Raw genomic sequence first — 22,733 nt, 5'->3', positions numbered from 1 at the left:
CACAGGGGCGTTAGGCCACCTCGACGCTCGACTCGCTGGGAAGGGTGCGAAATTCGGTGCCCGCCGGTGCCATGTCGGTGTAACGACCGTAGAAGATGCCGGTGGCCTGGTCGGCGATGATCGCCTGATGAATGGGCACGGCGACCCGCGGCGCGACGGCACGCAGGTAGTCGATCGCCTCGGATATCTTCAACCACGGCGCCGCGGCGGGCAGAGCCAGCACGTCGACCTTCTGTTCCGGGACGAACAGCGAGTCGCCCGGATGCAAGAGCTGTGCTGGATCGCCGGAGTCACCGAGTAGGTAAGCGGTGTTGTCGATCATCGGGATGTCGGGGTGGATCACGGCGTGCGTACCGCCGGTGCCGGTGACATGGACGTTGCCGATGTCGAACTCGTCGCCGGCATGCACCCCCGTCCATCTACCGCCGAGCTGCGCCGCGGTCTGTGGATCCGAATACAGGGCTGCGTCGGGGTTCGCCTCGACGAGAGCCGGCAAACGCTGCTGGTCGACATGGTCGGGGTGCTGATGCGTGACCAGGATTGCGTCGAGCCCGGTGAGACCCTCGAATCCGTGCGAGAAGTTGCCCGGATCGAACAGGATGGTGGAACCGTTCAACTCGACGAGGACGCAGCTGTGGCCGAAGTGAGTCAGTCGCATGGATTCGAGTATGCGCGCCCTCCGTCCGATGCGGGCTGCACACCGGTGGCCCGGTAAACTCCCTAGTGCCCGGTGTTCCACTCTGGGCTCGCGCACTACTAACGAGGAGCAGCACGTGGCCCGTGTCGTCGTCGAAGTCATGCCCAAGGCCGAGATTCTCGACCCCCAGGGGCAGGCCATTGCCGGGGCCCTGCCGCGGCTCGGGTTTGCTGGAATCTCGGATGTCCGCCAGGGGAAGCGTTTCGAGCTCGAGGTCGACGGCAGCGTCGACGACGCGCAGCTCGAAAAGATCGCCGAGGCCCTGCTGGCCAACACGGTGATCGAGGACTGGACCGTGAGGCGCGTCGAAGCATGAGTGCACGCGTCGGAGTCATCACTTTCCCCGGCACCCTCGACGACGTCGACGCCGTCCGTGCGGTGAAACTCGCCGGCGGCGAGGCCGTGAACCTCTGGCACGGAGACGCCGACCTCAAGGGCGTCGACGCGGTCATCGTCCCGGGTGGTTTCTCGTACGGTGACTATTTGCGGGCAGGGGCGATCGCGCGCTTCGCGCCCGTCATGGGCAAGGTCGTTCAGGCAGCTCAGGGGGGCATGCCCGTCCTCGGTATCTGCAACGGTTTCCAGGTGCTGTGCGAGGCCGGTCTGCTGCCGGGCGCACTCACCCGCAACGAAGGCCTGCATTTCATCTGCCGTGACGAGTGGCTCAGGGTGGAATCCACATCGACGGCGTGGACCTCGCGTTACGAGTCGGGTGCCGAGATTCTCATTCCGCTGAAGTCGGGTGAGGGCCGTTACCAGGCTCCCAAGAAAGTCCTGGACGAGCTCGAGGGTGAAGGCCGGGTCGTCTTCCGGTTCGCGGGCGACAACCCCAACGGGTCTCAGGGCGCAATCGCCGGCATCTCCTCAGCCAACGGACGCGTCGTCGGCCTGATGCCACACCCGGAGCACGCCACCGAAGCTCTCACCGGTCCCAGCGACGATGGGCTCGGCATCTTCTATTCCGTCCTCGACAGCGTCATTTCCGCCTGACCTGGACGTTTCGCCCTACGCCGATGCCTTGTCGCTCTCGATGAGCGACTCGGCGTCGGCTTCGGTGTGCAGGGCCGTCAACGGCGTCAGTGCACCGATCTCATCGATGATGCGTTCGGGAGCGTCGTGCACGCTGATGCACGGAATGCCTTCTCTGCGGACTCGCTGCAACATGGTGGCCTCGGAAGGAAGACAGAGGCCATCGAGAACGTCTTCGGTGGCGACCGCACACACCACCGGCCCGCCGGCGAACGTCCTGGTGGTTTCCAGCCCGTGGCCGGTCGCCCACACCCGCATCGCGGCCCAATGAATCACCTCGATGAACTGGGTGGGGTTGCCGATGAACAACAACCGCCGCACAGGATGCTTCACTCTCGACGTCACACGCCCCTCCGTTGTCAGTTGCGGCCCTCTGTCAGTTGCGGTTCTCTGTCAGCTACGGTTCTCGGGGGCTTCGTCCTGCGCGAACATCGCTTCGATACGTGATTTGATCTCTTCGGTACTCATCGACGACCTGCTTTTCGCCGGGGTCGCCGTTGCGGGCACGGTGTGCGTCTTCGGTCCGGTCATTGTCGGTATCGGCTCTCTCAACTTGCGTGCCGGTTGGCGAGCATGGGTGCCCAGGTCTCGTCCAGGGCGGCCGTCTCGGCGCCGTGGAGCCGACTGGCCTCTGCTACTGCGCGAGAATCCGTCGCCGCGAGATCGATGAGACGTTCCGCGGCGCGGCGAACATCGACGTGGTGCCTGCGCGCCACATCCATCAGTTCGTCGAACGCTGCGTCGCCGCTGTATCCGCGGCACTCGATCAGGATGTGCTCCGCCGTGGCCAGTACGTCACGTTCGGTGCGCTGCTGTCGTAGGGGCTGTGATCGTAGATCGACTACGTTGTGGGACATCGGTTCTCTCTTCAAGATTGGTTGCAATCGAGCGCCGATCGAGGAATTGCCTCGACTCGATGCCGAATCATCGTGTGATAGCAGTATTCCCACTGAATGTCCGGTCGAATCCGGACGGAGACAAGTACATCGAGCAGCGAATAGTGGTGTGAGGATCCGACCGGACATTCCGGCCGATTCGCTGCAGGCGTCGTCGAGGTTGTGTGAGGGCAACATCGTCCACCGCGACACCCATAGTGTGGTCCTACCTTGCCTCGGGAAGGAAGGCGCGAAAATCGCGGAAGCCGAGTGGGGTTGAGTCTTGAAATTCCCGCGCGGCGGCGAATCCCGGCGTCGGCTGCGTGCTCAACCTTCGCTCAGGGTAGCGTGCCGCGCATGTTTCGGCAATGAAAACTGCCGAGTAACGAGTGGAAATGTGTTGTCACTCAGCAACCGGCATGCCGGTTGCTGAGTGACAACTTCTGTCGCCGACTACTTCGCGGCTCGAAACACGACGATCTGCTCGCGGGACTGACCGGGCTCGATGAGACCGCGCTCCTCGAGCATCTTCCGCCGTCCCTCGAGAACCGGCCCGAAGGGAATTTCTGCCGTGGCTGCTAACTCGACCCTCAGATTCTGCTCTTCGAGCATCGTCTGGGTCTTCTCGATCCCACTGAGCGCGGACTGGGCGAGGAGGAGTACCCCACCGGGCGCCAGCACGTCCGGTGATTGAGCGCAGATCCTGTCGAGCAGGGCGCGACCGTTCTTGCCCGCGTCCCACGCCCGGGCAACACCGCGCGCGGGAAGGGCGTCGTCGTGTGCGGGAACGTACGGCGGGTTGGACACGATGAGGTCGAATCGCTCGGACCGAATCGACTCGGTGAGGTCGCCGCGGAGAACGCGAATCGGGAGTCTCCTCGTCAGCGCGTTGAGCCGGATGCTGAGTACTGCCCGGAGCGACACGTCCACCGCGGTGACCGATCCGGCACCGGCCTCAGCTGCCCGGACGCTCAGGGCGCCGGTGCCTGCGCAGAGGTCGAGAACGCGTGAGGAAGGCCCTAGCTCCTCGGCTGCGATCACGTCAGCCAGCATCTCCGTATCGTCCTGTGGGCGATAGACTCCAGGAAGACGTAGCAGCATCTGGGCTCCTTGGTCGGTGAGAGTACGAGGTGAGTCCGAACTCTGTCACCGGGCACTCTCGGCAATGTCGAGTCGAACGGCAGTGTCGATTGGGGTCCAATTACCCGGGACGCGTCCGAATCAATCAGTTCCGTGTCCGCGGCGCGCGAGCGCACCGTCGACCTGGCACGATCGACAAGGTGAGCTACAGCCAGCAGTTGCGGAATCTAGCGGCCCGGCACGGCGTGGCGACGTCGTACGAGGGATGGGACGAGCAACGTCACGAGGTCGGGGACGAGACACTGCGCACCGTCCTCGCGGCGATGGATGTCCCGGCCGACACCGACGTCGAGGTCGAGGATGCGCTCGCAGAGTGCGAACTGGCTCCTTGGCGACGGGCACTGCCACCGGTCGTCGTCGGAGTGCAGGGCACCGAGACACGCTTCGTCGTCCACGTGCCGCACGGTGACCCCGTCACCGTCACGATCGTCACCGAATCCGGCGACGAGGTCGCGGCGCGGCAGCTCGACGTGTGGGTCGATCCGCGAGAGGTCGATGGCGCCCTGATCGGCCGGGCGACTTTCGCCGTCCCCGCCGACGTACCCTCGGGGTGGCACGAGATCCGCGCGTCGACATGGAGAGACGGGACGGAGCCGTCCGACGCTACGTCCGAGTCGTGCACGCTCGTCGTCACGCCGGCCCGGTTGTCGACATCGAATTCTCTCAGCGACCGGCAACGGTGGGGAGTCCTTGCCCAGTTGTACTCGGTGCGTTCCCGTCGTTCGTGGGGTCTCGGCGACTTGGGGGACCTGGGGGACTTGGCCACGATCTTCGGTTCCGTGCACGGCGCCGACTACGTTCTGGTGAATCCGCTGCATGCGGCGCAACCGCAACCACCGGTCGAGGCGTCTCCCTATCTGCCGACCACGCGCAGGTTCGTCAATCCGCTGTACATCCGCGTCGAGAACATCCGGGAGGCCGCGTACCTGCCCCGTTCGCACTACGCCCGTATGCGTGAGGCGGCGGCCCGTTTCGAGCGGGCCAACGGCAAGGCCGATCGGATCGACAGGGACAGGTCCTACCGCGCCAAACTCCGGACACTCGAGCGGGTGTTCCGAGTCGAGCGCAGCGCGAGTCGTCAGCAGGCGTTCGACGAATTCCGCCGCACCGAGGGGGACGGGCTCCGCGACTTCGCGACCTGGTGCGCCCTCGCCGAGAAATTGTCTCCGCGGGACCCGCGATGGCAGACGAAGGCTGCCTCGCCCGAAACCGAATGGGTGCGAGCGCAACGCGACAAGCTCTCCGACCGGATCGAATTCCATTCTTGGTTGCAGTGGATCTGCGACGAACAACTCGCCGAGGCTCAGCACGCTGCCCGCGCGGCAGGCATGGACATCGGTGTCGTGCACGACCTGGCGGTCGGTGTCCAGCATGGCGGAGCGGACGCATGGTCGCTCGGATCCGCTCTTGCGGAAGGCATTACGGTCGGCGCTCCACCGGACGACTTCAACCAGCAGGGCCAGTCCTGGGATCAGCCGCCATGGCGGCCCGATCGGCTCGCCGAATTGGGCTATGCCCCCTACCGCGACATGCTGCGCACCGTGCTCAAGCATGCAGGTGGGCTGCGCGTCGACCATATACTCGGTCTGTTCCGACTGTGGTGGATACCGAAAGGTGCGGCGTCACCGGCGGAGGGGACCTACGTCACCTACGACCACGAAGCCCTCATCGGGATCCTGGTTCTCGAGGCGGAACGCGCGGGGGCCGTCGTCATCGGCGAAGACCTGGGTGTTTTCGAGCCGATGGTGCAGGAGTATCTCGCCGAGCGCGGCGTGCTCGGGACCTCGATTCTGTGGTTCGAGCGCGACGAGGACGGCCCCATTCCGCCCGAGAAATACCGTTCCCTGTGTCTGACTTCCGTGACGACGCATGATCTTCCACCGACCGCCGGGTATCTCGCGGGCGAGCACATCGAACTGCGTTCGCGACTGGGCCTTCTCGAACGAGACCTCGAATCGGAGAAGGAACACGACACGCGTCAGCGTGAATCCGTTCTGCAGATGGCCCGGGACCGCGGGCTGTCGGAGGACGGCGCGTCGATCGAGGACACCGTGAAGGCGTTGTACGCGTTGATCGGCCGGAGTCCCTCCATGTTGCTGGGAGTTGCACTCGTCGACCTCGTCGGCGAGCACCGCATCCAGAATCAACCGGGCACGGGCGATGCCCAGTACCCGAACTGGAAGATTCCTTTGGCCGACGCCTCAGGTAAGGCGGTTCCTCTCGAGGACCTGGCGCGGGCCGACTACAGCTACGTCGAATGCGAGGCGGTCACAGCACAAGGGCACTCCTGACTCTGGCCTGCGTCAACACGTGCGTTCCTTGACGGGGGCTGCGGTGATGCCTGAACGGGGGCCGCCTCGGCGGCTCGCGGGATGGTGAGAGCGACGGTCTTCGGCGACGGTCTCTGGTGACGAGTGTCCGGTGCGGACCGGTCATGAGTGCCCCGCTCGGGGCGCGGTACGCATCCGTGGGCGAAAACTCGTGAAAGGTTGGCGAACCTGCGATTGCGGCAGTGATTCAAATACCGGCGCCGGGGTATTCGGATTCTGTCACCGGTCGGTCAGGAAGTGCGCCGACGCCGAAAGAGAGGCGTTGGGTGCGTGTGCCGCCCCACGCCTCACCGCGGAGGAAGTGGGGTGCGGCCGTGCTGATAGACATTCCGCGGTTCGTCGTGGGGGTGCGACGATGAGCTTGCGACCACTCGACAGCGCACGATCGGACGTACCCGGCTCCAGCCGGGGTCCGTCGGTCGGCGTGGAGGAAGAGTTCTTCCTCGTCGATGCGTCGACGAACCGAATGCTCGAGTGCAATCGGGAGGTCGTCGACAGTGCCCGAAGCCTGGGCGGCACGCTCGATCTGGAGCTCAAGACGAGCCAGGTGGAGACCAACACCCCGGTCTGCCGGGGAATGCGCCAGTTGTACGAGCAGATCGCGGGGGCTCGCGCGGTTGCGGCGGCTGCAGCGACCCAGCACGGGGCGGCCCTGTTGTCCTCGGGGGTGCCGCCGGTGTGCGGCGAGTTCTCGACGGTCACCGATGTACCCCGTTACCAGCGGATGGCCGAGCGGTACGGGTCTCTCGTGTCCGAGCACGAGGTGTGCGGTTGCCACGTGCATGTGGCGATCAGTGACCGCGAGACCGCGGTGCAAGTGTGCAATTATCTGCGGCTCTGGCTGCCGACTCTCCTCGCGCTGACCGCGAACTCTCCGATCCATCGAGGCCGCGACACCGGATTCGCGAGCTGGCGGGCGGTGCTCGGAGGCCGGTGGGCGTGCTCGTGGGCACCCCCGTACTTCACATCGGCCGATCACTACGACTCGGTGGTCGGCGTGATGATCGAATCCGGGGGCATTCTCGACGAGGCGATGGTGTACTGGGACGTCCGCCCCTCCGCGCACCTTCCCACCGTCGAGGTCCGGGTCAGTGACGTGCCCGGCACCGTCGACGAAACAGTGGTCGTGGCCACGCTGATTCGTGCCCTGGTCGCAGCAGCGGAGCGTTCGGTACATGCCGGACGGCTAGCGCTTCCGGTGGCGCCCGAGGTGCTGCGGGCCGCATATCTGCGCGCCGCGCGCGAAGGCGTCAGCGGACAATTGCTCGACGTCACCTCTTCGCGGTTGATCACCCCTGCGCGCCAGCTGTCCTCGCTGATCCGTCACGTGCAGACGGAACTCGACGAGTTCGGTGAGCGCAGCAGGGTGGAGAAGATGGTGAAGAAGATCCTGGCTCAGGGCAACGGCGCTACGCGGCAGCGGGAGGCGTTCTCTCGGCGACAGGACGAGGCTGACGTGGTGTCGGTTGCGGCTCGCCACATGCTCGCGGGTTCGTGGCCCGCTGCGATCCGCGAACGCGACACCGTTCATTGAAGACCGACACCGCACGCAATACACCACACGGTGACATCGGGGAAGGAATTCGACGTGGCCGAACGTAAAGCTTCCGTCTTCGAGGTGGAGCACGAAGTCGATGCAGACACGATCCGGAAGGCGCAGCGGGCGGTCGCGTCGCGTTCGCGCGATGCCCACGATTGCAAGGATCTGTTGTCGATCCTCGGGATCCTGCACATCACACCGGCTCCCGAGTGACCCCGCGGCTCGCGCAGGAGCCGAAAACGTGTCGGTGAGCGGGGATAGGTGCGCCCATGGCACTCGAACTCGGCATGATCACCTTCGACAGCACAGATCCCGGACCGCTGGCCACGTGGTGGGCGGAGCAGACTGCGGGCACGGTCGAGCAGGAGAACGACGGATGGTTCTATGTCGTCACGCTTCCGAACTCGCCGTACAAGCTCGCCTTCCAGAAGGTGGACGACCCCACGCCGGGGAAGAACCGCATTCACCTCGACCTGACGTCCGAGAATCTCGACGGCGAGGTCGGAAGACTGACCGCCGGGGGCGCGACGGAGGTGGCGCAACGCGAGATGGACGGATTCCGCTGGGTCACCCTCGCCGATCCCGACGGCAATCAGTTCTGCGTCTCGGGTCCACACAGCTAGCACCGCGTCCTGCATGATTGGCTCCATGCATTCCACTACGTGGGCCGACGCCCAGGGCCTGTGCACCTTCGTCGATGCGTCACCGTCGCCTTTCCATGTGTGCGCGACGGTGTCGATGTTGCTGTCCGGCAACGGATTCACGGAGCTGCACGAGACGGACTCGTGGCCCGGCGAACCTGGCCGCTACTTCCTGGTTCGCGGCGGATCACTCATCGCCTGGAGCACCGAGCGGGTCGGGCGGACGGCGCCGTTCCGCATCGTCGGCGGGCACACCGACAGCCCGAACCTGCGCGTCAAGCAGCATCCCGATCTGTGGTCGGCCGGGTGGCAGATGGTGGGTCTCGAGCCGTACGGGGGTGCGTGGCTCAATTCGTGGCTCGACCGCGACCTGGGTATCTCGGGACGCTTGAGCGTGCGGGTCGGCAACGTGGTGGAACAGAAACTCGTCCGCATCGACCAACCGATCCTGCGGGTCCCGCAGCTCGCAATCCACCTGTCGGAGGATCGCAAGGGAGTGCACCTCGACCCGCAACGACACCTCAACGCGGTCTGGGGTGTCGGTTCGGAGCGTCGATCCTTCATCGACTTCGTCGCGGACCGGGCCGAGGTGACCGCGGATTCGGTGCTCGGATGGGAACTGATGACCCACGATCTCGCGCCCAGTGCGGTGGTCGGGACGGAGGAAGATCTCGTCAGCGCGCCGCGGCTCGACAACCAGGGCACCTGCTACGCCGGAACCCAGGCGCTGCTCGCCGCCGCCGAGTACCCGGCAGGTGATCACGTGCCCGTGCTCGCGCTCTTCGATCACGAGGAGGTCGGGAGCATGTCGGATCGCGGGGCGTTCTCGGATCTGCTCAACACCGTTCTCGAGCGCATCGTGCTCGGCCGGGGTGGCGGGCGCGAAGAGTTCCTGCAGGCGATGGCCGGCTCGGTGTGTGCGTCGGGCGACATGGCGCACGCCACCCACCCCAACTATCCGGACCGCCACGAACCCGCACACCAGATCGCCGTCAACGCCGGGCCGGTACTCAAGGTCAATCAGAATCTGCGCTACGCCACCGACGCGGCGGGCGCAGGAGCGTTCGCGCTGGCGTGCGATCAGGCCGGCGTGCCGTTGCAGAGGTATGTGCACCGCGCCGACCTGCCGTGCGGGTCGACCATCGGCCCGATCACCGCCTCACGAACCGGTCTGAGCACCGTCGACGTCGGTGCCGCTCAGCTGGGCATGCACTCGTCGCGGGAACTGATGGGTGCCCGCGACGTGCGGGCATACTCCGACGCCCTTGCGGCGTTCCTCACACCGACAGCCTGACGCCGGGCAGGCCGGTGAGCGCCAGGTCGATGGCGGAAGAAGGTGCCGGATAGACTGACGTACGGCTCGTCGCCACCCGGCTCACCGGCCGGCCCTGACTCCGGCTTGCCGCTCTTGACTCCCGTAGGGAAGGGACCACACCTCCAGTGTCAGCACACCCGGTCGATACCGTCACCGCCGCCGCCGCGAACCCCGAAGTCGCGCAGCCTTACAAGGAGCTCGGCCTCAAGGACGACGAGTACGCCCGTATCAAGGAGATCCTGGGCCGGCGCCCCACCGAGGCCGAGCTGGCGATGTACTCGGTGATGTGGAGTGAGCACTGCTCGTACAAGTCTTCCAAGGTGCACCTGAAGTACTTCGGTGAGACCACCACCGACGAGATGCGCTCCTCGATGCTCGCCGGTATCGGGGAGAACGCCGGAGTGGTCGATATCGGTGACGGCTGGGCCGTCACCTTCAAGGTCGAGAGCCACAACCATCCGTCCTACGTCGAGCCCTACCAGGGTGCGGCCACCGGTGTCGGCGGCATCGTCCGCGACATCATGGCCATGGGCGCGCGTCCCATCGCCGTCATGGACCAGCTGCGTTTCGGTGCGGCGGATGCACCCGACACCCGGCGCGTGGTCGACGGTGTGGTGCGCGGTGTCGGTGGCTACGGCAACTCGCTCGGGCTGCCCAATGTGGGCGGCGAGACCGTGTTCGACGAGTCGTACGCGGGAAATCCCCTGGTCAACGCGCTGTGTGCTGGTGCCATGCGCGTCGAGGATCTGCATCTCGCCTTCGCCTCGGGCGCCGGTAACAAGATCATTCTGTTCGGTGCCCGCACCGGACTCGACGGCATCGGCGGCGTGTCCGTGCTCGCGTCGGAGACGTTCGACGGCGACGAGAGCGGGGAGGAAGCCGACGGCGGAGCATCGAAAAGCCGGAAGAAGCTCCCGGCGGTGCAGGTGGGTGATCCGTTCACCGAGAAGGTGCTCATCGAGTGCTGTCTCGAGCTGTATGCCGCCAAGCTCGTGGTCGGTATCCAGGACCTCGGCGGTGCCGGACTGTCCTGCGCCACGTCCGAGTTGGCCGCGGCCGGCGACGGCGGCATGCACATCGACCTCGAACAGGTCCCGATGCGCGCGACGGGTATGACGGCGGCGGAGGTGCTCTCCAGCGAGTCGCAGGAACGTATGTGTGCCGTCGTGACGCCCGAGAACGTGGATGCGTTCATGGCCGTGTGCAAGAAGTGGGACGTTCTCGCCACGGTGATCGGTGAGGTCACCGACGGTGACCGTCTCACCATTTCCTGGCACGGCGAAACCGTCGTCGACGTGCCGCCGCGCACCGTCGCCCACGAGGGCCCTGTGTACGAGCGTCCGGTGCAGCGGCCCGCGAGCCAGGATGCGCTGGTCGGGAACACCACGGCGGGGCTGAAGCGGCCCGAGTCCGCCGAGGAGCTGAAGGCGACGCTGCTGAAGATGATCGCGTCGCCGGCGCTGTGCAGCCGGAAGTGGATCACCGAGCAGTACGACCGTTACGTCCGCGGCAACACGGTACTGGCCGAAAATGCCGATTCCGGTGTCATCCGCATCGACGAGAAGACAGGCCGCGGCATCGCCCTGGCCACCGACGCGTCCGGCCGCTACACAGCACTCGACCCGTACACCGGAGCGCAGCTGGCACTCGCCGAGGCGTTCCGCAACGTTGCCGTCACCGGAGCCACCCCGAAGGCCGTCAGCAACTGCCTCAATTTCGGATCCCCGGAAGACCCGGGCGTGATGTGGCAGTTCCAGCAGGCCGTGCGCGGTCTGGCCGATGGCTGCGCCAAGCTGGGCATTCCCGTCACCGGTGGCAACGTGAGCTTCTACAACCAGACCGGTTCCACACCGATCCTGCCCACCCCGGTGGTCGCAGTGCTCGGCGTCATCGACGACGTGCACCGGCGCATCCCCACGGGCCTCGGTCTCGAGCCCGGTGAAACGCTGATCCTGCTCGGCGAAACCCGCGACGAATTCGACGGTTCGATCTGGTCGCAGGTCGAGCACGGACATCTCGGCGGCGTTCCCCCGCGGGTCGACCTCGACCGCGAGCAGCTTCTCGCCGACATCCTCCTGGCGTCTTCGCGTGACGGCCTGGTGTCTGCCGCACACGACCTGTCGGAGGGTGGCCTCGCGCAGGCTGTCGTCGAGGCCGCGCTTGCCGGTGAAACCGGTTGCCGCATCCTGCTTCCCGACGACGCCGATCCGTTCGTCACCTTGTTCTCCGAGTCGTCGGGTCGCGTGCTCGTCGCCGTTCCGCGTACGGAAGAAACTCGCTTTACCGGAATGTGCACGGCACGTAACCTCCCGTGGGTGCGCATCGGTGTGGTGGACGAAGGCTCCGACTCCGTGGAGATCCAGGGACAATTCTCGATCACCCTTGCCGAACTGCGCGCGACGTCAGAAGCGACCCTGCCGGCGTTGTTCGGGTGATGCGTGGTCGAATCGGGGGCGCTGGACAGGATTGACACCGAGCCGCGGGAACGCCCGCGGCTCGGTGGATCGATCCGTCTTCGCGACTCCCGGCTCGAAAGATTGTGGCGTCTCCTGCGTCTCGACGTCACCGGCATCGCCTGTGCGACGCTGTTCTTCTGCTGGTCGCTCACGCCGTCGTTGCTGCCTCGTGACTGGTTGTTCCAGGGTTTGATCGGGGGGATCAACGCCGCGATCGGCTATGCGTTCGGTACGGCGCTGGGTTGGGCCGTGCGCCGGTACTTTTTGCGACGCAAGACCTGGTGGCCGCTGCCGGAATCACGGTCCACCACGATCACGGTATTCGTCACGGTCACCTCCGTGGTGGTGAGCCTGGTGATGCTCGGGTACTCGGCGGCGTGGCAGCGAGAGATCGCGGGCCTGATGGGCGCCGAGGGCACCACGACCACGGGATACATCCGCACCGGTGGGCTCAGCTTGCTGGTCGGTGGGGCCATCGTCTCGGGGTGGCGGCTGCTGCGCGAGTTGGTGCGATGGATAGCGGGCCGTCTGATCCGGCGCTGGCACCTCGCCATTCCCACCGCCACGACAGCGGGCATCCTCATCGTCACGGTGTTGTTTCTCCTCCTCGTCGACGGGGTTCTGGTACGCGGCATCTATTCCGTCGCCAATCTAGGGTTCAGCCTGCAGAATTCGTCCACCCGGGACGGTGTCGTCCAGCCGGTCGACCCCGAAAAGTCGGGCAGCCCGGCGTCGTTCGCGCCGTGGGACACGCTCGGGTACGAGGGCCGCAATTTCGTCTCCCGGGGGTTGGACGCAGCCGGTCTCACTGCAGCGAACGGCACACCGGCCGTAAACCCGATCCGTGTCTATGCCGGCCTCGAGACGGCCGAGGACGCGGAGGCCCGCATGGACATCGTCATCGACGAACTCGAGCGGACCGGGGCATTCCAGCGCGAGGTGCTGGTGGTCATCCCGACCACGGGAACGGGATGGGTGAATCCCACTGCAGCGCAGGCTATCGAGCTCGTCCACAACGGAAACACCGCGTTGGTGGCCAGTCAGTATTCCTTCCTGCCGAGTTGGGTGTCCTTCCTCGCCGACCGAGACAAGGCCGCCGAGGCGGGACGACAACTCATCGGCCGGGTTCACGAACGTTGGCTCCAGGAGCCCGAGGCGACCCGTCCCAAGTTGCTCGTCTACGGCGAGAGTCTCGGGACTCAGGCGGGGGAGGGTGCCTTCGACACGCTGACCGACATCCGGCAGACCGTCGACGGTGTGCTCTGGGTGGGCCCGCCGAATGCAAACCGCTTGTGGGGGCAGTTGATCGAGCGTCGTGACCCCGGCACTTCTGAGGTGGATCCGGAGTACGCCGCGGGTCTGGTGGTGCGATTCGCCGACGACGCCGCCGACATGGTCGACAACACCGGGGAGTGGCTTTCTCCCCGGATCCTGTACGTGCAACACGCATCCGATCCGGTGGTGTGGTGGTCGCCGGACCTCGCGTTCACCAGACCGGACTGGTTGAAGGAACCGCCGGGCGACGACCGCTCACCGTCGATGAAATGGTTTCCCTTCGTGACGTTCTGGCAGGTGTCGGCCGATCTCACCAACGCGGCCGGAGTACCGGACGGGCACGGTCACAATTACGGGACGCTGGTGCTCGACGGGTGGGTCACCGTTGCTCAGCCCGAGGGATGGACACCGCTCGACACCATGCGGGTCCGGACGGCTCTCGACATGCTTGCCGGTAGCGAGGGTCCCGAGAAGTGAGCAGATCCTCGTCCGTGTTGGTGGCAACGGCGGTCGTGGTGTGGAACAACGGGATACTTCCGCGGTGCGGGTGGGGGCCGTACGGGCGCGCGGTCGCCGGCGCCGCAACGGCGCTGACAGCGGTGGGAGTGGCGCGCGCCGCCGGGTACAACCGGAACGAACTAGGGCTGTCCCCTTCCGCAGTGCCTGCGGGACTGCGATACGGCGCGGCGGCGGCGCTGATCCCGGTGGTCGCAGGTGCCACGGCCGTAGTGGCGCAGCCGTGGCGAAGTGGGATACCGCGCGCAGCGCATTCCGCGGACTTCTACGGCTGGGTCGGTTTTCGGATTCCCGTGGGCACGGTGGTCGCCGAGGAACTGCTGTTCCGCAGCGTCCTGAGCGCCGTTCTGCAACGGGTGTGGTCACCGCGGACCGCGCGTGCGTTGCACGCGGTGACGTTCGGACTCTGGCACCTTCGGGCCGCCCGACTCGCGCACGAGAGTGTCCTCGGCACGGTGATCGTCACCGCCGCATCGGGGGTGTTGTTCGAAGAGCTGAGGCGCCGGAGCGGCAGCGTCGTAGCGCCCGCACTGCTGCACCTTTCGGTCAACGTCGCCGGCGCGGTGGCCGCCCGGGCCGCGGAACCCGGACCAGTAGATTGAAGGCATGCCGCGTCGAGCCGTGAACCCAGCCGAGATGAGGGCGGCCGTCCTGGAAATCGGCCCGTGGTTACGCGAGGACACCGCCGAGAAGCCGTCCCGAACCGTCCTCGCTGCGGCGGTCCGGCTCAGCGCCCGAACTCTCGAGCAGGTGGCCCCCGGATCGAGTGTCGAGGTGAGGGTTCCCCCGTTCGTGGCGGTGCAGTGCATCGAGGGGCCGCGCCACACGAGGGGCACACCACCCAACGTGGTGGAAACCGACCCGCGGACCTGGTTGCTCCTCGTGACGGGCCTGATCGACTTCGATGAGGCGACTCAGGGCGGCGGGGTCACCGTGTCCGGAGCCCGCGCCGGCGAGATCGCCCACTGGTTGCCGCTGCTGCGGGTGTAGTCAGCCCAGCCACAACGAACGGGTGCGTGGCAGCCCGCTCGACCCGTCGTCGGACGGACGAACGGCGAGCACCTGATGAATCGTCAGCTGGTCTTTCTCCTCGAAGCCCAGCGCGCTGGTGGCGAGATAGGGCAGCCAGGTACGGGCGCGTTCACCGCCGCGCCCATTGGCACTGCTCACGGCTCAGCGTGATCCCGACGACGGACACGTCGTACTTCTCGGCGGCACGGAGCGCCATCGACCCCCAGCCGCAGCCGACGTCCAGCAGTCGCATGCCCGGTCCGAGTCCGAGCTTGCGGCAGACCAGATCCAGTTTGTCGATCTGCGCGTCGTCGAGCGTTCCGGTGTCGCCGGAACTCTCCGGCTGCCGGTCCCAGTACCCGCACGAGTACACCATCGTCGGGCCCAGGAAGAGCCGGTAGAAGTCGTTGCCCACGTCGTAGTGGTGTGAGACGGATGATGCGTCGCGCGCCTTGGTGTGCTTGGCGCCGCGGCGTCGCGACACCTCCAGGGACGGCGGCCGCGGTGGCAGGCCGGGACCGGCGAGGCGGAGGAACGTGGCCAGTGACCGCCCGGCGATTCCGGAACACGACGGTGAGGTTCGCATCGGCCCCCGCCTCGGAGCCGTCCCAGCATCGGACGCGCACCGGAAGTGGTATTCCGATGACGCCCTCGAAGGCGTCGAGGAGGCGTGTGGCCGCGGTCGGAGCCGTGGTGCGGACAGTCAACGGAAGACCCCCATTCTGTCGATCCCAGCTTTCGATCGGTACCGAAACTAACCGATGTGGGCCCGTCCATCCCGGATCTGCACACACGCATGGGGCACCGTGGCCGAGCCGACCGCCAACGGCACGTAGACTGTGGGTGCCCCTCACACGCCCATCCCCAGGGAGCACCCCGGTGACCAGAGCCGATCTGTCGGTCAACAGTCCTAATCTCCTCTCTTCGAACCCGTCCGACGAGGACGAGAACGAACCCCGCGAAGAATGCGGCGTCTTCGGCGTCTGGGCGCCGGGAGAGGATGTGGCGAAACTCACGTACTACGGGCTCTATGCTCTGCAGCACCGTGGACAGGAAGCGGCAGGCATTGCCGTCGCGGACGGCTCCCAGGTGCTGGTGTTCAAGGACCTCGGTCTGGTCAGTCAGGTGTTCGACGAGCAAACGCTGGCCGCCATGCCCGGGCACGTCGCCGTAGGGCACTGCCGGTACTCGACCACGGGATCGACCACGTGGGAGAACGCCCAGCCGATCTTCCGGACCACCGCCGCGGGCAGCGGCATCGCTCTCGGACACAACGGCAACCTGGTGAACACCGCGGAGTTGGCCGGACGGGCGCGGGAAGCCGGGCTCGTCAACGACAAGCGCCCGGGCGGCGCCACCTCCGATTCGGATGTCGTCGGTGCCCTCCTCGCGCATGCCGCCACGGACAGCACCATCGAGCAGGCGGCCATGAAGCTGCTGCCGACGCTGCGCGGAGCGTTCTGTCTCACCTTCATGGACGAGCACACTCTCTACGCGGCGCGAGACCCGCACGGCATCCGCCCACTCTGTCTCGGCCGCCTGGACCGCGGCTGGGTGGTCGCCAGCGAGACCGCCGCCCTCGACATCGTCGGTGCATCCTTCGTCCGCGACATCGAGCCCGGTGAACTTCTCGCCATCGACGCCGACGGAGTCCGCTCCTCTCGCTTCGCGAACCCCGAGCCCAAGGGCTGCGTGTTCGAGTACGTGTACCTGGCGCGCCCGGACAGCGTGATCGCCGGTCGTTCGGTGCACTCCACCCGCGTCGAGATCGGCCGTCGACTCGCCACCGAGCATCCGGCCGACGGTGACCTCGTCATTCCGGTTCCGGAGTCGGGCACCCCCGCCGCGGTCGGGTACGCGCAGGGGTCGGGAATTCCGTACGGCCAGGGGTTGATGAAGAACGCCTACGTGGGCCGTACCTTCATCCAGCCGTCCCAGACCATTCGTCAGCTCGGTATCCGGCTCAAGCTCAACCCGCTCAAGGAAGTCATCCGAGGTAAACGTCTCGTCGTGGTGGACGACTCCATCGTCCGCGGCAACACGCAGCGCGCACTCATCCGGATGCTGCGGGAGGCGGGTGCTCTCGAAATCCACGTCCGGATCGCCTCACCGCCGGTCAAATGGCCCTGCTTCTACGGCATCGACTTCGCCTCGCCTGCCGAGCTGATCGCCAACGGCGCCGGTGGCGGAGCCGAACCCGGAAGCTTCGACGAGATGCTCGAAGGCGTCCGCCGATCCATCGGCGCCGACACCCTCGGCTACATCTCCACCGACGGGATGATCGCGGCCACCGAGCAGCCCGCCACGCGGCTGTGCACGGCGTGCTTCACCGGCACCTATCCCATCGCACTCCCGACGGAAACGTCGATCGGCAAGAACGTCCTCGAGGGAATGCTCGAGAGCGCGGCCGGCGGTCCCGCCACCCGGGACAACGACAACGCGCACGCGCTCAGCCGACCCTAGGCCAGTACATCGGGTCGGCCGTCGAATGTGCTCCGGTACCGTAAGGGCGCAATCACAGCACTCGATTGCCCGACCGACACCACATTGACGAGCAACAGAAGGCTGGAGTAACAACCACATGACCGAGGATCCGACAAGTCGCCCTGGAGCGTCCTACGCCGCCGCGGGAGTCGACATCGCCGCAGGCGATCGGGCGGTGGAACTCTTCGCGCCCCTGGCCAAGAAGGCCAGCCGTCCCGAGGTTCTCGGTGGTTTGGGTGGATTCGCGGGTCTGTTCGCGCTCAAGGGTGATTACAAGGAGCCGCTGCTCGCGGCCTCCACGGACGGTGTCGGCACCAAGCTCGCCGTCGCCCAGGCGCTCGACAAGCACGACACGGTCGGACTCGACCTGGTCGCGATGGTCGTCGACGATCTCGTGGTGTGCGGTGCCGAGCCGCTGTTCCTCCAGGACTACATCGCTGTCGGACGGGTCGTCCCTGAGCGGGTCGCCGAGCTGGTCAGCGGCATCGCCGAGGGCTGCATCCAGGCCGGCTGCGCGCTGCTGGGCGGCGAGACGGCAGAGCACCCCGGCGTGATGGCCGACGGCGACTACGACCTGTCGGCGACCGGCATCGGCGTGGTCGAGGCCGACCAGGTACTCGGTCCCGACCGGGTCCGGCCCGGCGACGTCGTGATCGCCATGGGCTCATCCGGGCTGCATTCCAATGGTTACTCGCTCGCCCGCAAGGTGCTGCTCGAGATCGACCACATGAGCTTGACGGCACACGTCGACGAGTTCGGCCGCACGCTGGGCGAAGAAATGCTCGAGCCCACGAAGATCTACGCGAAGGACTGCCTGGCTCTCGCCGCCGAGACCGACGTGCGCACGTTCTGCCACGTCACCGGCGGGGGACTCGCCAACAACCTGGCACGAGTCATGCCCAAGGGGCTCGTCGCGGAACTCGATCGCGGAACCTGGAGCCCCGCTCCCATCTTCGCGATGATCGCGCAGCGCGGTCGCGTCGAGCGCAGTGAGATGGAGCAGACGTTCAACATGGGTGTCGGCATGGTTGCCATCGTGGCTCCCGAGGACGTCGATCGTGCGCTGGCCGTCCTGACGGCACGGCACATCGACTGCTGGACGTTGGGCAGCATCAAGAAGTCGCACGACGCCTCGGAGCTGCGGGCTCAGCTCGCCGGGGACCACCCGCGATTCTGACGACGATCTGACAAAGCCGGACGGGGCGAGCTAGCGGCCCTGTCCGGCTGAAGATGTGGAAATGAGGGGGAGCCGGACTCGGCTCCCCCTCATTTCGTTGTCGCTACTATCAACGCCGCCAGTCGTCATCGTCCTCCAAGGAGTACCCCTCCCTGTCGGCACGCTGGTCAGCAAAGACCTCGTCCCGATGCGAGTTGGACGACCCACCTGAGAGCTCTCGTTGCAGGCTGTCAAAATCCGTGGTCGGTACGCTGTACTTCAACTCGCGTGCAACCTTGGTCTGCTTTGCCTTAGCCCGGCCGCGGCCCATGGCTGACCCCCTCGCGCTTTCGCGGGGCGGCCTGGGGAATTTGGCGGCCCCGTTTGAGTGTGTAAGTTCCTGCCCACACTCTAGCGTGGAAAAGTCGCTCGCGCTTCCATCCACCGCCTGTCGTGGTGTCTGTTGTGTCTCACCCAGTGCGCGAGCAGCCAGAATGCCGAAATTATTCGGCTCAGAACACTCCGGGAATCGCGCGGACCGTCCCCACCCGGACGCCGCCACCGAGCACGGGCTGCGAGGCGAGGGCAGCGAGGTCCTCCGTCCACTCCGCGCCCATCCTGTGCAGCAGGGCTGCCGCCAGCGGCAGGCGGGCCCGCTCGTGGCCGTCCTCGATCTTGAACGCGAACGCCGAACCGTCCGGCAGTGCTCCGGCGTAGACGCCCTCGGCGCCGGCCTTCGACACCAGGCCGGGCACCACCGGCATCAGCCGGGCGTCGTCCTTTCCGGTGCCCGAGATCAGATAGGGGTGCTCCCGAATGGCGTCGGCGACGGCGCGCTCCGGTGAATCGGGCTCGGCCGTGACGAGCCGCGCGAAAGCCCGCGCCAGATGTGTCAACGACAGCGGGACGATCGGGAGGCCGCAACCGTCGATCCCCAACTCCGCGTCGACCTCACCGCTGATCGACCCGAGGGTCTCGACGACCGCGAGTTGCAACGGGTGCGTCGGCTCGAGGTAGCTGTCCAGCGGCCAGTCGTTGACCAGGCAGGTGGCGAGCATCGCGGCATGCTTGCCCGAGCAGTTCATGTAGACCGGCCGGGGGAGTTCTCCGGCCGCCAGCAGTTCGGCGCGGGCGAGTTCGTTGGACGGGAGGTCCGCGGGACAGCGGAGCTGATCCTCGTCGAGTCCGTGGCGGAGAAGTAGTTCCTCGACCAGTTCGACGTGGTCCGATTCCCCTTCGTGCGAGGCGGTCGCAATCGCGAGTTCCTCCGCACTCGTCGGCGCGAAGCCGTTCTTGAGGAGCGTCACCGCTTGCCAGGGTTTGTTGGACGAGCGCGGGTAGATCGGCGTGTGCACCTCGCCGACCGCGACGGCAATATCGCCGTCCGGACGCAGGATCACCGCGGATCCTCGATGGACGCACTCGCGGAACCCTGATCGAACCACCTCGACGAGTTCGATGCTCACGTCGTCACCTTGTCCTCCGGTTCGGCGATGCCCGCTCGCTCGACGATGCGCCGGGCCATCTGGGCGGCGGCCGGCGAGAGGTCCTCCTGCTGCGCGAGCAGAGCGGCGCAGCGCTCGGCGTCGCGGCCGGTGAAGAGATCGCGCACGGTGACACCGTGCGCGGGTACGTGGTGGCGGTGCACGGTGTCACCGGCACTGATCGACCCTTCCGTCACCACCCGCAGGTAGGCACCCGTGTCCCCGCGCCGAGTGAAGCGCTTGACCCAGTGCTCCTCGCCTGCCCACACCGCAAAGGTGCGGCAGGGCGTTCGGGGGCTGTCGACTTCCAGGACGGTGGTGCCGATCCGCCAACGCTCCCCGATCACCGCGTCGCTCGTCGGGACGCCGCGTAGCCGCAGATTTTCGCCGAACCAGCCCGGTGGTAATTCGCGGCCGAGCTCCGCCTCCCACCGCCGCGCCTCGTCTTCCAGATACGCGTACACGGCTTTGAACGGGCCGCCGTGGTACTTGGTGTCGCAGACGTAGTCGCCTGCCAGCCCCGTGGCCGTCACCCGTATCGGACCGTCCACGGGACGCTTGTCGATAGCCGTGCGTTCCACGCGTCGGACACCACTGTCCCGCTCGGTGTGCAAGACGCAGACGGCCAGCACCTCGCCGGCCGCCCCGGCGCCTGCGCTCACCGTCCGCGCAGCCGCTCGACGGCGGCCCGGCCGGCCTGCACGGTCTCCTCGGTGGGAACGGAGTCGGGATCGATGGAGGCGGCGCACGGTCCCGTGACCAACTCGGTGTCGACGGGAATGGAGCGTTTGATCAGGGCGAGGGCGATGGGACCGAATTCGTGATGGTCGATCACCGTGCCCACACGGCCCACTGTGCGGCCGCCTGCGGTGACAGGGTCACCGGTTTCGGGGCGACCTTCGGCGCTCCCGTCGAGGTGCAGCAGCACGAGGTGTCGGGGCGGCTTGCCGAGATTGTGCACACGGGCCACCGTCTCCTGCCCGCGGTAGCAGCCCTTCTCCAGGTGGACGGCCCCATGCTCGGCAGGACCGCCGATCCACCGGACTTCGTGCGGGATGGTGCGTTCGTCGGTGTCGAGTCCGAGGCGGGGCCGCAGGGCCGCGACCCGGAGCGCCTCGAAGGCCCACGTTCCGGCTGGTGCGGCTCCCGCCGCCGTGAGCCGGGCCCACCAGTCGGTCAGCTGCTCGCGGGGAACCAGCAGGTCGAACGAGGAGTCGGTGGGCCATGGCATGCGGCGAACGAATCCGCCGCCCGCCAGTGCGACGGCGGCGTACGGCTCGGTGGGTGCGGGGGCTCCGGCCCCCTCGAGTGTGGCGGGAGCGTCCGGTCCGATCACGGTGAGGACCGCCAGCTCGTTCCCGTCGCGGGGGTCGGCCTTGGCCCAGAACACCATCTTGGTGAGGAACGACAGGAGGTCGGGTCCGCGACCGGTCTCGGTGTCGATCCAGGTGACGCCGGCGAGCTCGGTCTGCACGAAGTGGTGTTCGACGCGGCCGTTGACGTCGAGGCTGAGGTTCTCCGCGCCCTCACCGTCGGCGAGGGCGGCGATGTGCTGGCTGGAGATGGTGTGCAGCCAGGTCAGTCGTTCGGCACCCGCGACGGCGAGGACGAAACGGTGGGACCGATCGATGACCACGGCGGAACGCTCGGCGCTGCGCTGTTCCCCGAGGGGGTCGCCGTGGTGCCATGCGACCCCGGCGTCCGGCGAGTCGTCGGGCGCGCGGACAGCGCCCGGGGTCGTGAGAAGTGGACTGGGTGAAACGGGCAGTTTGTCGACCACGAACCCAGTCTAGGGACCACGGAGGGGGTAGGGCGGCAGGCAGGGTGGATAGGCTGGCTCCATGTCTGATGCAGTGCTGGTGACGCTGGACCACGAGGTACGCGATGCGAACGCCCCGCTCCTGTACGCGGACGATCTGGCGGTGGTGCGCGGCGACGGTGTCTTCGAGACGCTGCTCGTCCGCGGCGGCCGGGCGCTCAAGGTGGAACCGCATCTGTCCCGGCTCGTGACGTCCGCCCGGGCCCTCGCCCTGCCGATGCTGGATCTCGACGAGTGGCGCCTCGCCATCGAGCTTGCCGTGGAACAGTGGGGCTCCGAACGTGAGGGTGCGATGCGTCTGGTGCTCAGCCGGGGGAGGGAATCCGGGGGTGACCCGACGGCGTTCGTCACGATCGGTGCGGTGTCCGATCGCATTCTCGACGCTCGTCGCGACGGCGTGGCGGTTCTCACACTGGCGCGTGGGTACTCCGTGGACCTGTCGGCGAGTGCGCCGTGGCAGCTGCTCGGGGCCAAGACCTTGTCCTATGCGACCAACATGGCGGCTCTGCGCTATGCGGCGACGTTGGGCGCCGACGATGTGATCTTCGTCAGTAGTGAAGGCAATGTGTTGGAAGGGCCACGTTCCACCGTCGTCATCGCCCGGGAGAAAACGCTCCTCACGCCGCCGCCGGAGCACGGCATACTGCCGGGGACCACGCAGCAGGCGCTGTACGACGTGGCGTCCAAGAAAGGCTTCCGCTGTGAGTATGCCGCGCTGCGTCCCGCGGATCTTATTACCGCAGAAGGTGTTTGGCTGATCTCCAGCGTCACCATGGCAGCGCGGGTGCGCAAGATCGACGGACTGGTGCTTCCGGAGCCCCCTCTCGCTGACGAGATCGTGAAGCTGGTGGACCTTGCGGTCGAGACCGCCGGCTCGGGGTCCGCCGAGGCTTGACAGGCCTACTACATTCAGTAGTAGCTAGGTCCCGTCGGGGAAGTCGTGCGAGGGAAGCGTCTCGCAAAAA

The 22,733-nt window shown here is 66.8% G+C and carries 24 protein-coding genes; 14 read left to right on the top strand and 10 right to left on the bottom strand.

All coding sequences use genetic code 11. The annotated features are described in order from the left end of the window. Positions 1-10: 10 nt before the first annotated feature. Positions 11-658, bottom strand: coding sequence for an MBL fold metallo-hydrolase (locus R4P95_RS04265; RefSeq protein WP_213573494.1), 648 nt, complete (start codon positions 656-658; stop codon positions 11-13). Between the two features lie 115 nt (positions 659-773). Here R4P95_RS04265 and purS point away from each other — a divergent pair, with 115 nt between their 5' ends. Together purS and purQ are read left to right on the top strand one after the other, a co-directional pair. Further along, the gene (gene purS, locus R4P95_RS04260; protein WP_109327158.1) at positions 774-1,013 is read left to right on the top strand and encodes a phosphoribosylformylglycinamidine synthase subunit PurS; all 240 of its coding nucleotides are present in this window, start codon (positions 774-776) and stop codon (positions 1,011-1,013) included. Continuing rightward, positions 1,010-1,687: a phosphoribosylformylglycinamidine synthase subunit PurQ gene (purQ, locus tag R4P95_RS04255; protein WP_213573493.1), complete on the top strand. Its 678-nt coding sequence runs from the start codon at positions 1,010-1,012 to the stop codon at positions 1,685-1,687. The genes purS and purQ overlap by 4 nt, the downstream gene beginning before the upstream one ends. A gap of 15 nt (positions 1,688-1,702) precedes the next feature. Here purQ and R4P95_RS04250 read toward each other — a convergent pair whose 3' ends face one another. The 3 genes from R4P95_RS04250 to R4P95_RS04240 form a co-directional block, all read right to left on the bottom strand. Then, complete coding sequence (locus tag R4P95_RS04250) at positions 1,703-2,071, bottom strand: hypothetical protein (RefSeq protein WP_213573492.1); 369 nt, start codon at positions 2,069-2,071, stop codon at positions 1,703-1,705. A 203-nt stretch (positions 2,072-2,274) separates the two neighbouring features. Further along, positions 2,275-2,583 carry an ANTAR domain-containing protein gene (locus R4P95_RS04245; protein ID WP_213573491.1) on the bottom strand — a complete coding sequence of 103 codons (309 nt, stop codon included), beginning with the start codon at positions 2,581-2,583 and terminating at the stop codon, positions 2,275-2,277. Positions 2,584-3,054: 471 nt separating this feature from the next. Next, positions 3,055-3,702, bottom strand: coding sequence for a HemK2/MTQ2 family protein methyltransferase (locus R4P95_RS04240; RefSeq protein ID WP_159919613.1), 648 nt, complete (start codon positions 3,700-3,702; stop codon positions 3,055-3,057). A gap of 179 nt (positions 3,703-3,881) precedes the next feature. Between R4P95_RS04240 and malQ the strand changes: the two genes are divergently transcribed. The 9 genes from malQ to R4P95_RS04195 all read left to right on the top strand — a co-directional run bounded on the left by malQ (position 3,882) and on the right by R4P95_RS04195 (position 14,804). Beyond that, positions 3,882-6,032 carry a 4-alpha-glucanotransferase gene (gene malQ, locus R4P95_RS04235; protein ID WP_317743687.1) on the top strand — a complete coding sequence of 717 codons (2,151 nt, stop codon included), beginning with the start codon at positions 3,882-3,884 and terminating at the stop codon, positions 6,030-6,032. 394 nt (positions 6,033-6,426) lie between these two features. Further along, on the top strand, positions 6,427-7,605 hold the full coding sequence (locus tag R4P95_RS04230) for a glutamate--cysteine ligase (protein ID WP_317743686.1): 1,179 nt from the start codon (positions 6,427-6,429) through the stop codon (positions 7,603-7,605). A gap of 54 nt (positions 7,606-7,659) precedes the next feature. Beyond that, positions 7,660-7,824, top strand: a complete 165-nt coding sequence (locus R4P95_RS04225; protein WP_213573487.1) for a hypothetical protein — start codon at positions 7,660-7,662, stop codon at positions 7,822-7,824. A 56-nt stretch (positions 7,825-7,880) separates the two neighbouring features. Beyond that, positions 7,881-8,234, top strand: a complete 354-nt coding sequence (locus R4P95_RS04220; RefSeq protein ID WP_213573486.1) for a VOC family protein — start codon at positions 7,881-7,883, stop codon at positions 8,232-8,234. A 25-nt stretch (positions 8,235-8,259) separates the two neighbouring features. Next, on the top strand, positions 8,260-9,546 hold the full coding sequence (locus R4P95_RS04215) for a M18 family aminopeptidase (RefSeq protein ID WP_317743685.1): 1,287 nt from the start codon (positions 8,260-8,262) through the stop codon (positions 9,544-9,546). A 146-nt stretch (positions 9,547-9,692) separates the two neighbouring features. Continuing rightward, the gene (gene purL / locus R4P95_RS04210) at positions 9,693-12,002 is read left to right on the top strand and encodes a phosphoribosylformylglycinamidine synthase subunit PurL (protein WP_317743683.1); all 2,310 of its coding nucleotides are present in this window, start codon (positions 9,693-9,695) and stop codon (positions 12,000-12,002) included. A gap of 3 nt (positions 12,003-12,005) precedes the next feature. Then, entirely contained in the window at positions 12,006-13,775 is a 1,770-nt protein-coding gene (locus tag R4P95_RS04205; RefSeq protein WP_213573483.1) for an alpha/beta hydrolase, read from the top strand. Next, positions 13,772-14,416 carry a CPBP family intramembrane glutamic endopeptidase gene (locus R4P95_RS04200; protein ID WP_317743682.1) on the top strand — a complete coding sequence of 215 codons (645 nt, stop codon included), beginning with the start codon at positions 13,772-13,774 and terminating at the stop codon, positions 14,414-14,416. The genes R4P95_RS04205 and R4P95_RS04200 overlap by 4 nt, the downstream gene beginning before the upstream one ends. A 4-nt stretch (positions 14,417-14,420) precedes the next feature. Beyond that, entirely contained in the window at positions 14,421-14,804 is a 384-nt protein-coding gene (locus R4P95_RS04195) for a sterol carrier family protein (RefSeq protein WP_213573481.1), read from the top strand. On the opposite strand, the gene R4P95_RS04190 is transcribed toward R4P95_RS04195, so the two are convergent. Further along, on the bottom strand, positions 14,805-14,984 hold the full coding sequence (locus R4P95_RS04190; protein ID WP_317743680.1) for a hypothetical protein: 180 nt from the start codon (positions 14,982-14,984) through the stop codon (positions 14,805-14,807). Continuing rightward, positions 14,956-15,411 (bottom strand): class I SAM-dependent methyltransferase, encoded by a 456-nt coding sequence (locus R4P95_RS04185; RefSeq protein ID WP_317743678.1) that lies wholly within the window; start codon positions 15,409-15,411, stop codon positions 14,956-14,958. The genes R4P95_RS04190 and R4P95_RS04185 overlap by 29 nt, the downstream gene beginning before the upstream one ends. A 293-nt stretch (positions 15,412-15,704) precedes the next feature. On the opposite strand from R4P95_RS04185, the gene purF reads away from it, so the two are divergent. Next, complete coding sequence (purF, locus tag R4P95_RS04180) at positions 15,705-17,288, top strand: amidophosphoribosyltransferase (protein ID WP_109327225.1); 1,584 nt, start codon at positions 15,705-15,707, stop codon at positions 17,286-17,288. Between the two features lie 118 nt (positions 17,289-17,406). Further along, positions 17,407-18,486, top strand: a complete 1,080-nt coding sequence (gene purM, locus R4P95_RS04175) for a phosphoribosylformylglycinamidine cyclo-ligase (protein ID WP_109327226.1) — start codon at positions 17,407-17,409, stop codon at positions 18,484-18,486. A gap of 109 nt (positions 18,487-18,595) precedes the next feature. Here purM and R4P95_RS04170 read toward each other — a convergent pair whose 3' ends face one another. The 4 genes from R4P95_RS04170 to R4P95_RS04155 form a co-directional block, all read right to left on the bottom strand. Beyond that, entirely contained in the window at positions 18,596-18,796 is a 201-nt protein-coding gene (locus R4P95_RS04170; RefSeq protein WP_109327228.1) for a DUF3073 domain-containing protein, read from the bottom strand. 181 nt (positions 18,797-18,977) lie between these two features. Beyond that, complete coding sequence (locus R4P95_RS04165) at positions 18,978-19,931, bottom strand: asparaginase (protein WP_317743676.1); 954 nt, start codon at positions 19,929-19,931, stop codon at positions 18,978-18,980. Continuing rightward, positions 19,928-20,611, bottom strand: a complete 684-nt coding sequence (locus R4P95_RS04160) for an MOSC domain-containing protein (RefSeq protein WP_317743675.1) — start codon at positions 20,609-20,611, stop codon at positions 19,928-19,930. Before R4P95_RS04160 ends, R4P95_RS04165 begins: the two co-directional genes overlap by 4 nt. Next, positions 20,608-21,729: a folate-binding protein YgfZ gene (locus R4P95_RS04155; protein ID WP_317743674.1), complete on the bottom strand. Its 1,122-nt coding sequence runs from the start codon at positions 21,727-21,729 to the stop codon at positions 20,608-20,610. Before R4P95_RS04155 ends, R4P95_RS04160 begins: the two co-directional genes overlap by 4 nt. 61 nt (positions 21,730-21,790) lie before the next feature. Between R4P95_RS04155 and R4P95_RS04150 the strand changes: the two genes are divergently transcribed. Then, positions 21,791-22,663 (top strand): aminodeoxychorismate lyase, encoded by an 873-nt coding sequence (locus R4P95_RS04150; protein WP_317743672.1) that lies wholly within the window; start codon positions 21,791-21,793, stop codon positions 22,661-22,663. Positions 22,664-22,733: the final 70 nt, after the last annotated feature.

Source organism: Rhodococcus sp. IEGM 27, from assembly GCF_033142305.1.
GTDB lineage: Bacteria > Actinomycetota > Actinomycetes > Mycobacteriales > Mycobacteriaceae > Rhodococcus_F > Rhodococcus_F oxybenzonivorans.
This window is presented reverse-complemented; position numbering and strand designations above follow the sequence as displayed.

What these genes read in the sequence shown, in the direction of transcription:
- R4P95_RS04265 (WP_213573494.1), bottom strand. Translation starts at nt 658, where the DNA reads ATGCGACTGACTCACTTCGGCCACAGCTGCGTCCTCGTCGAGTTGAAC.
- purQ (WP_213573493.1), top strand. Translation starts at nt 1,010, where the DNA reads ATGAGTGCACGCGTCGGAGTCATCACTTTCCCCGGCACCCTCGACGAC.
- R4P95_RS04245 (WP_213573491.1), bottom strand. Translation starts at nt 2,583, where the DNA reads ATGTCCCACAACGTAGTCGATCTACGATCACAGCCCCTACGACAGCAG.
- R4P95_RS04240 (WP_159919613.1), bottom strand. Translation starts at nt 3,702, where the DNA reads ATGCTGCTACGTCTTCCTGGAGTCTATCGCCCACAGGACGATACGGAG.
- R4P95_RS04230 (WP_317743686.1), top strand. Translation starts at nt 6,427, where the DNA reads ATGAGCTTGCGACCACTCGACAGCGCACGATCGGACGTACCCGGCTCC.
- R4P95_RS04220 (WP_213573486.1), top strand. Translation starts at nt 7,881, where the DNA reads ATGGCACTCGAACTCGGCATGATCACCTTCGACAGCACAGATCCCGGA.
- R4P95_RS04215 (WP_317743685.1), top strand. Translation starts at nt 8,260, where the DNA reads ATGCATTCCACTACGTGGGCCGACGCCCAGGGCCTGTGCACCTTCGTC.
- R4P95_RS04195 (WP_213573481.1), top strand. Translation starts at nt 14,421, where the DNA reads ATGCCGCGTCGAGCCGTGAACCCAGCCGAGATGAGGGCGGCCGTCCTG.
- R4P95_RS04185 (WP_317743678.1), bottom strand. Translation starts at nt 15,411, where the DNA reads ATGCGAACCTCACCGTCGTGTTCCGGAATCGCCGGGCGGTCACTGGCC.
- purM (WP_109327226.1), top strand. Translation starts at nt 17,407, where the DNA reads ATGACCGAGGATCCGACAAGTCGCCCTGGAGCGTCCTACGCCGCCGCG.
- R4P95_RS04170 (WP_109327228.1), bottom strand. Translation starts at nt 18,796, where the DNA reads ATGGGCCGCGGCCGGGCTAAGGCAAAGCAGACCAAGGTTGCACGCGAG.
- R4P95_RS04150 (WP_317743672.1), top strand. Translation starts at nt 21,791, where the DNA reads ATGTCTGATGCAGTGCTGGTGACGCTGGACCACGAGGTACGCGATGCG.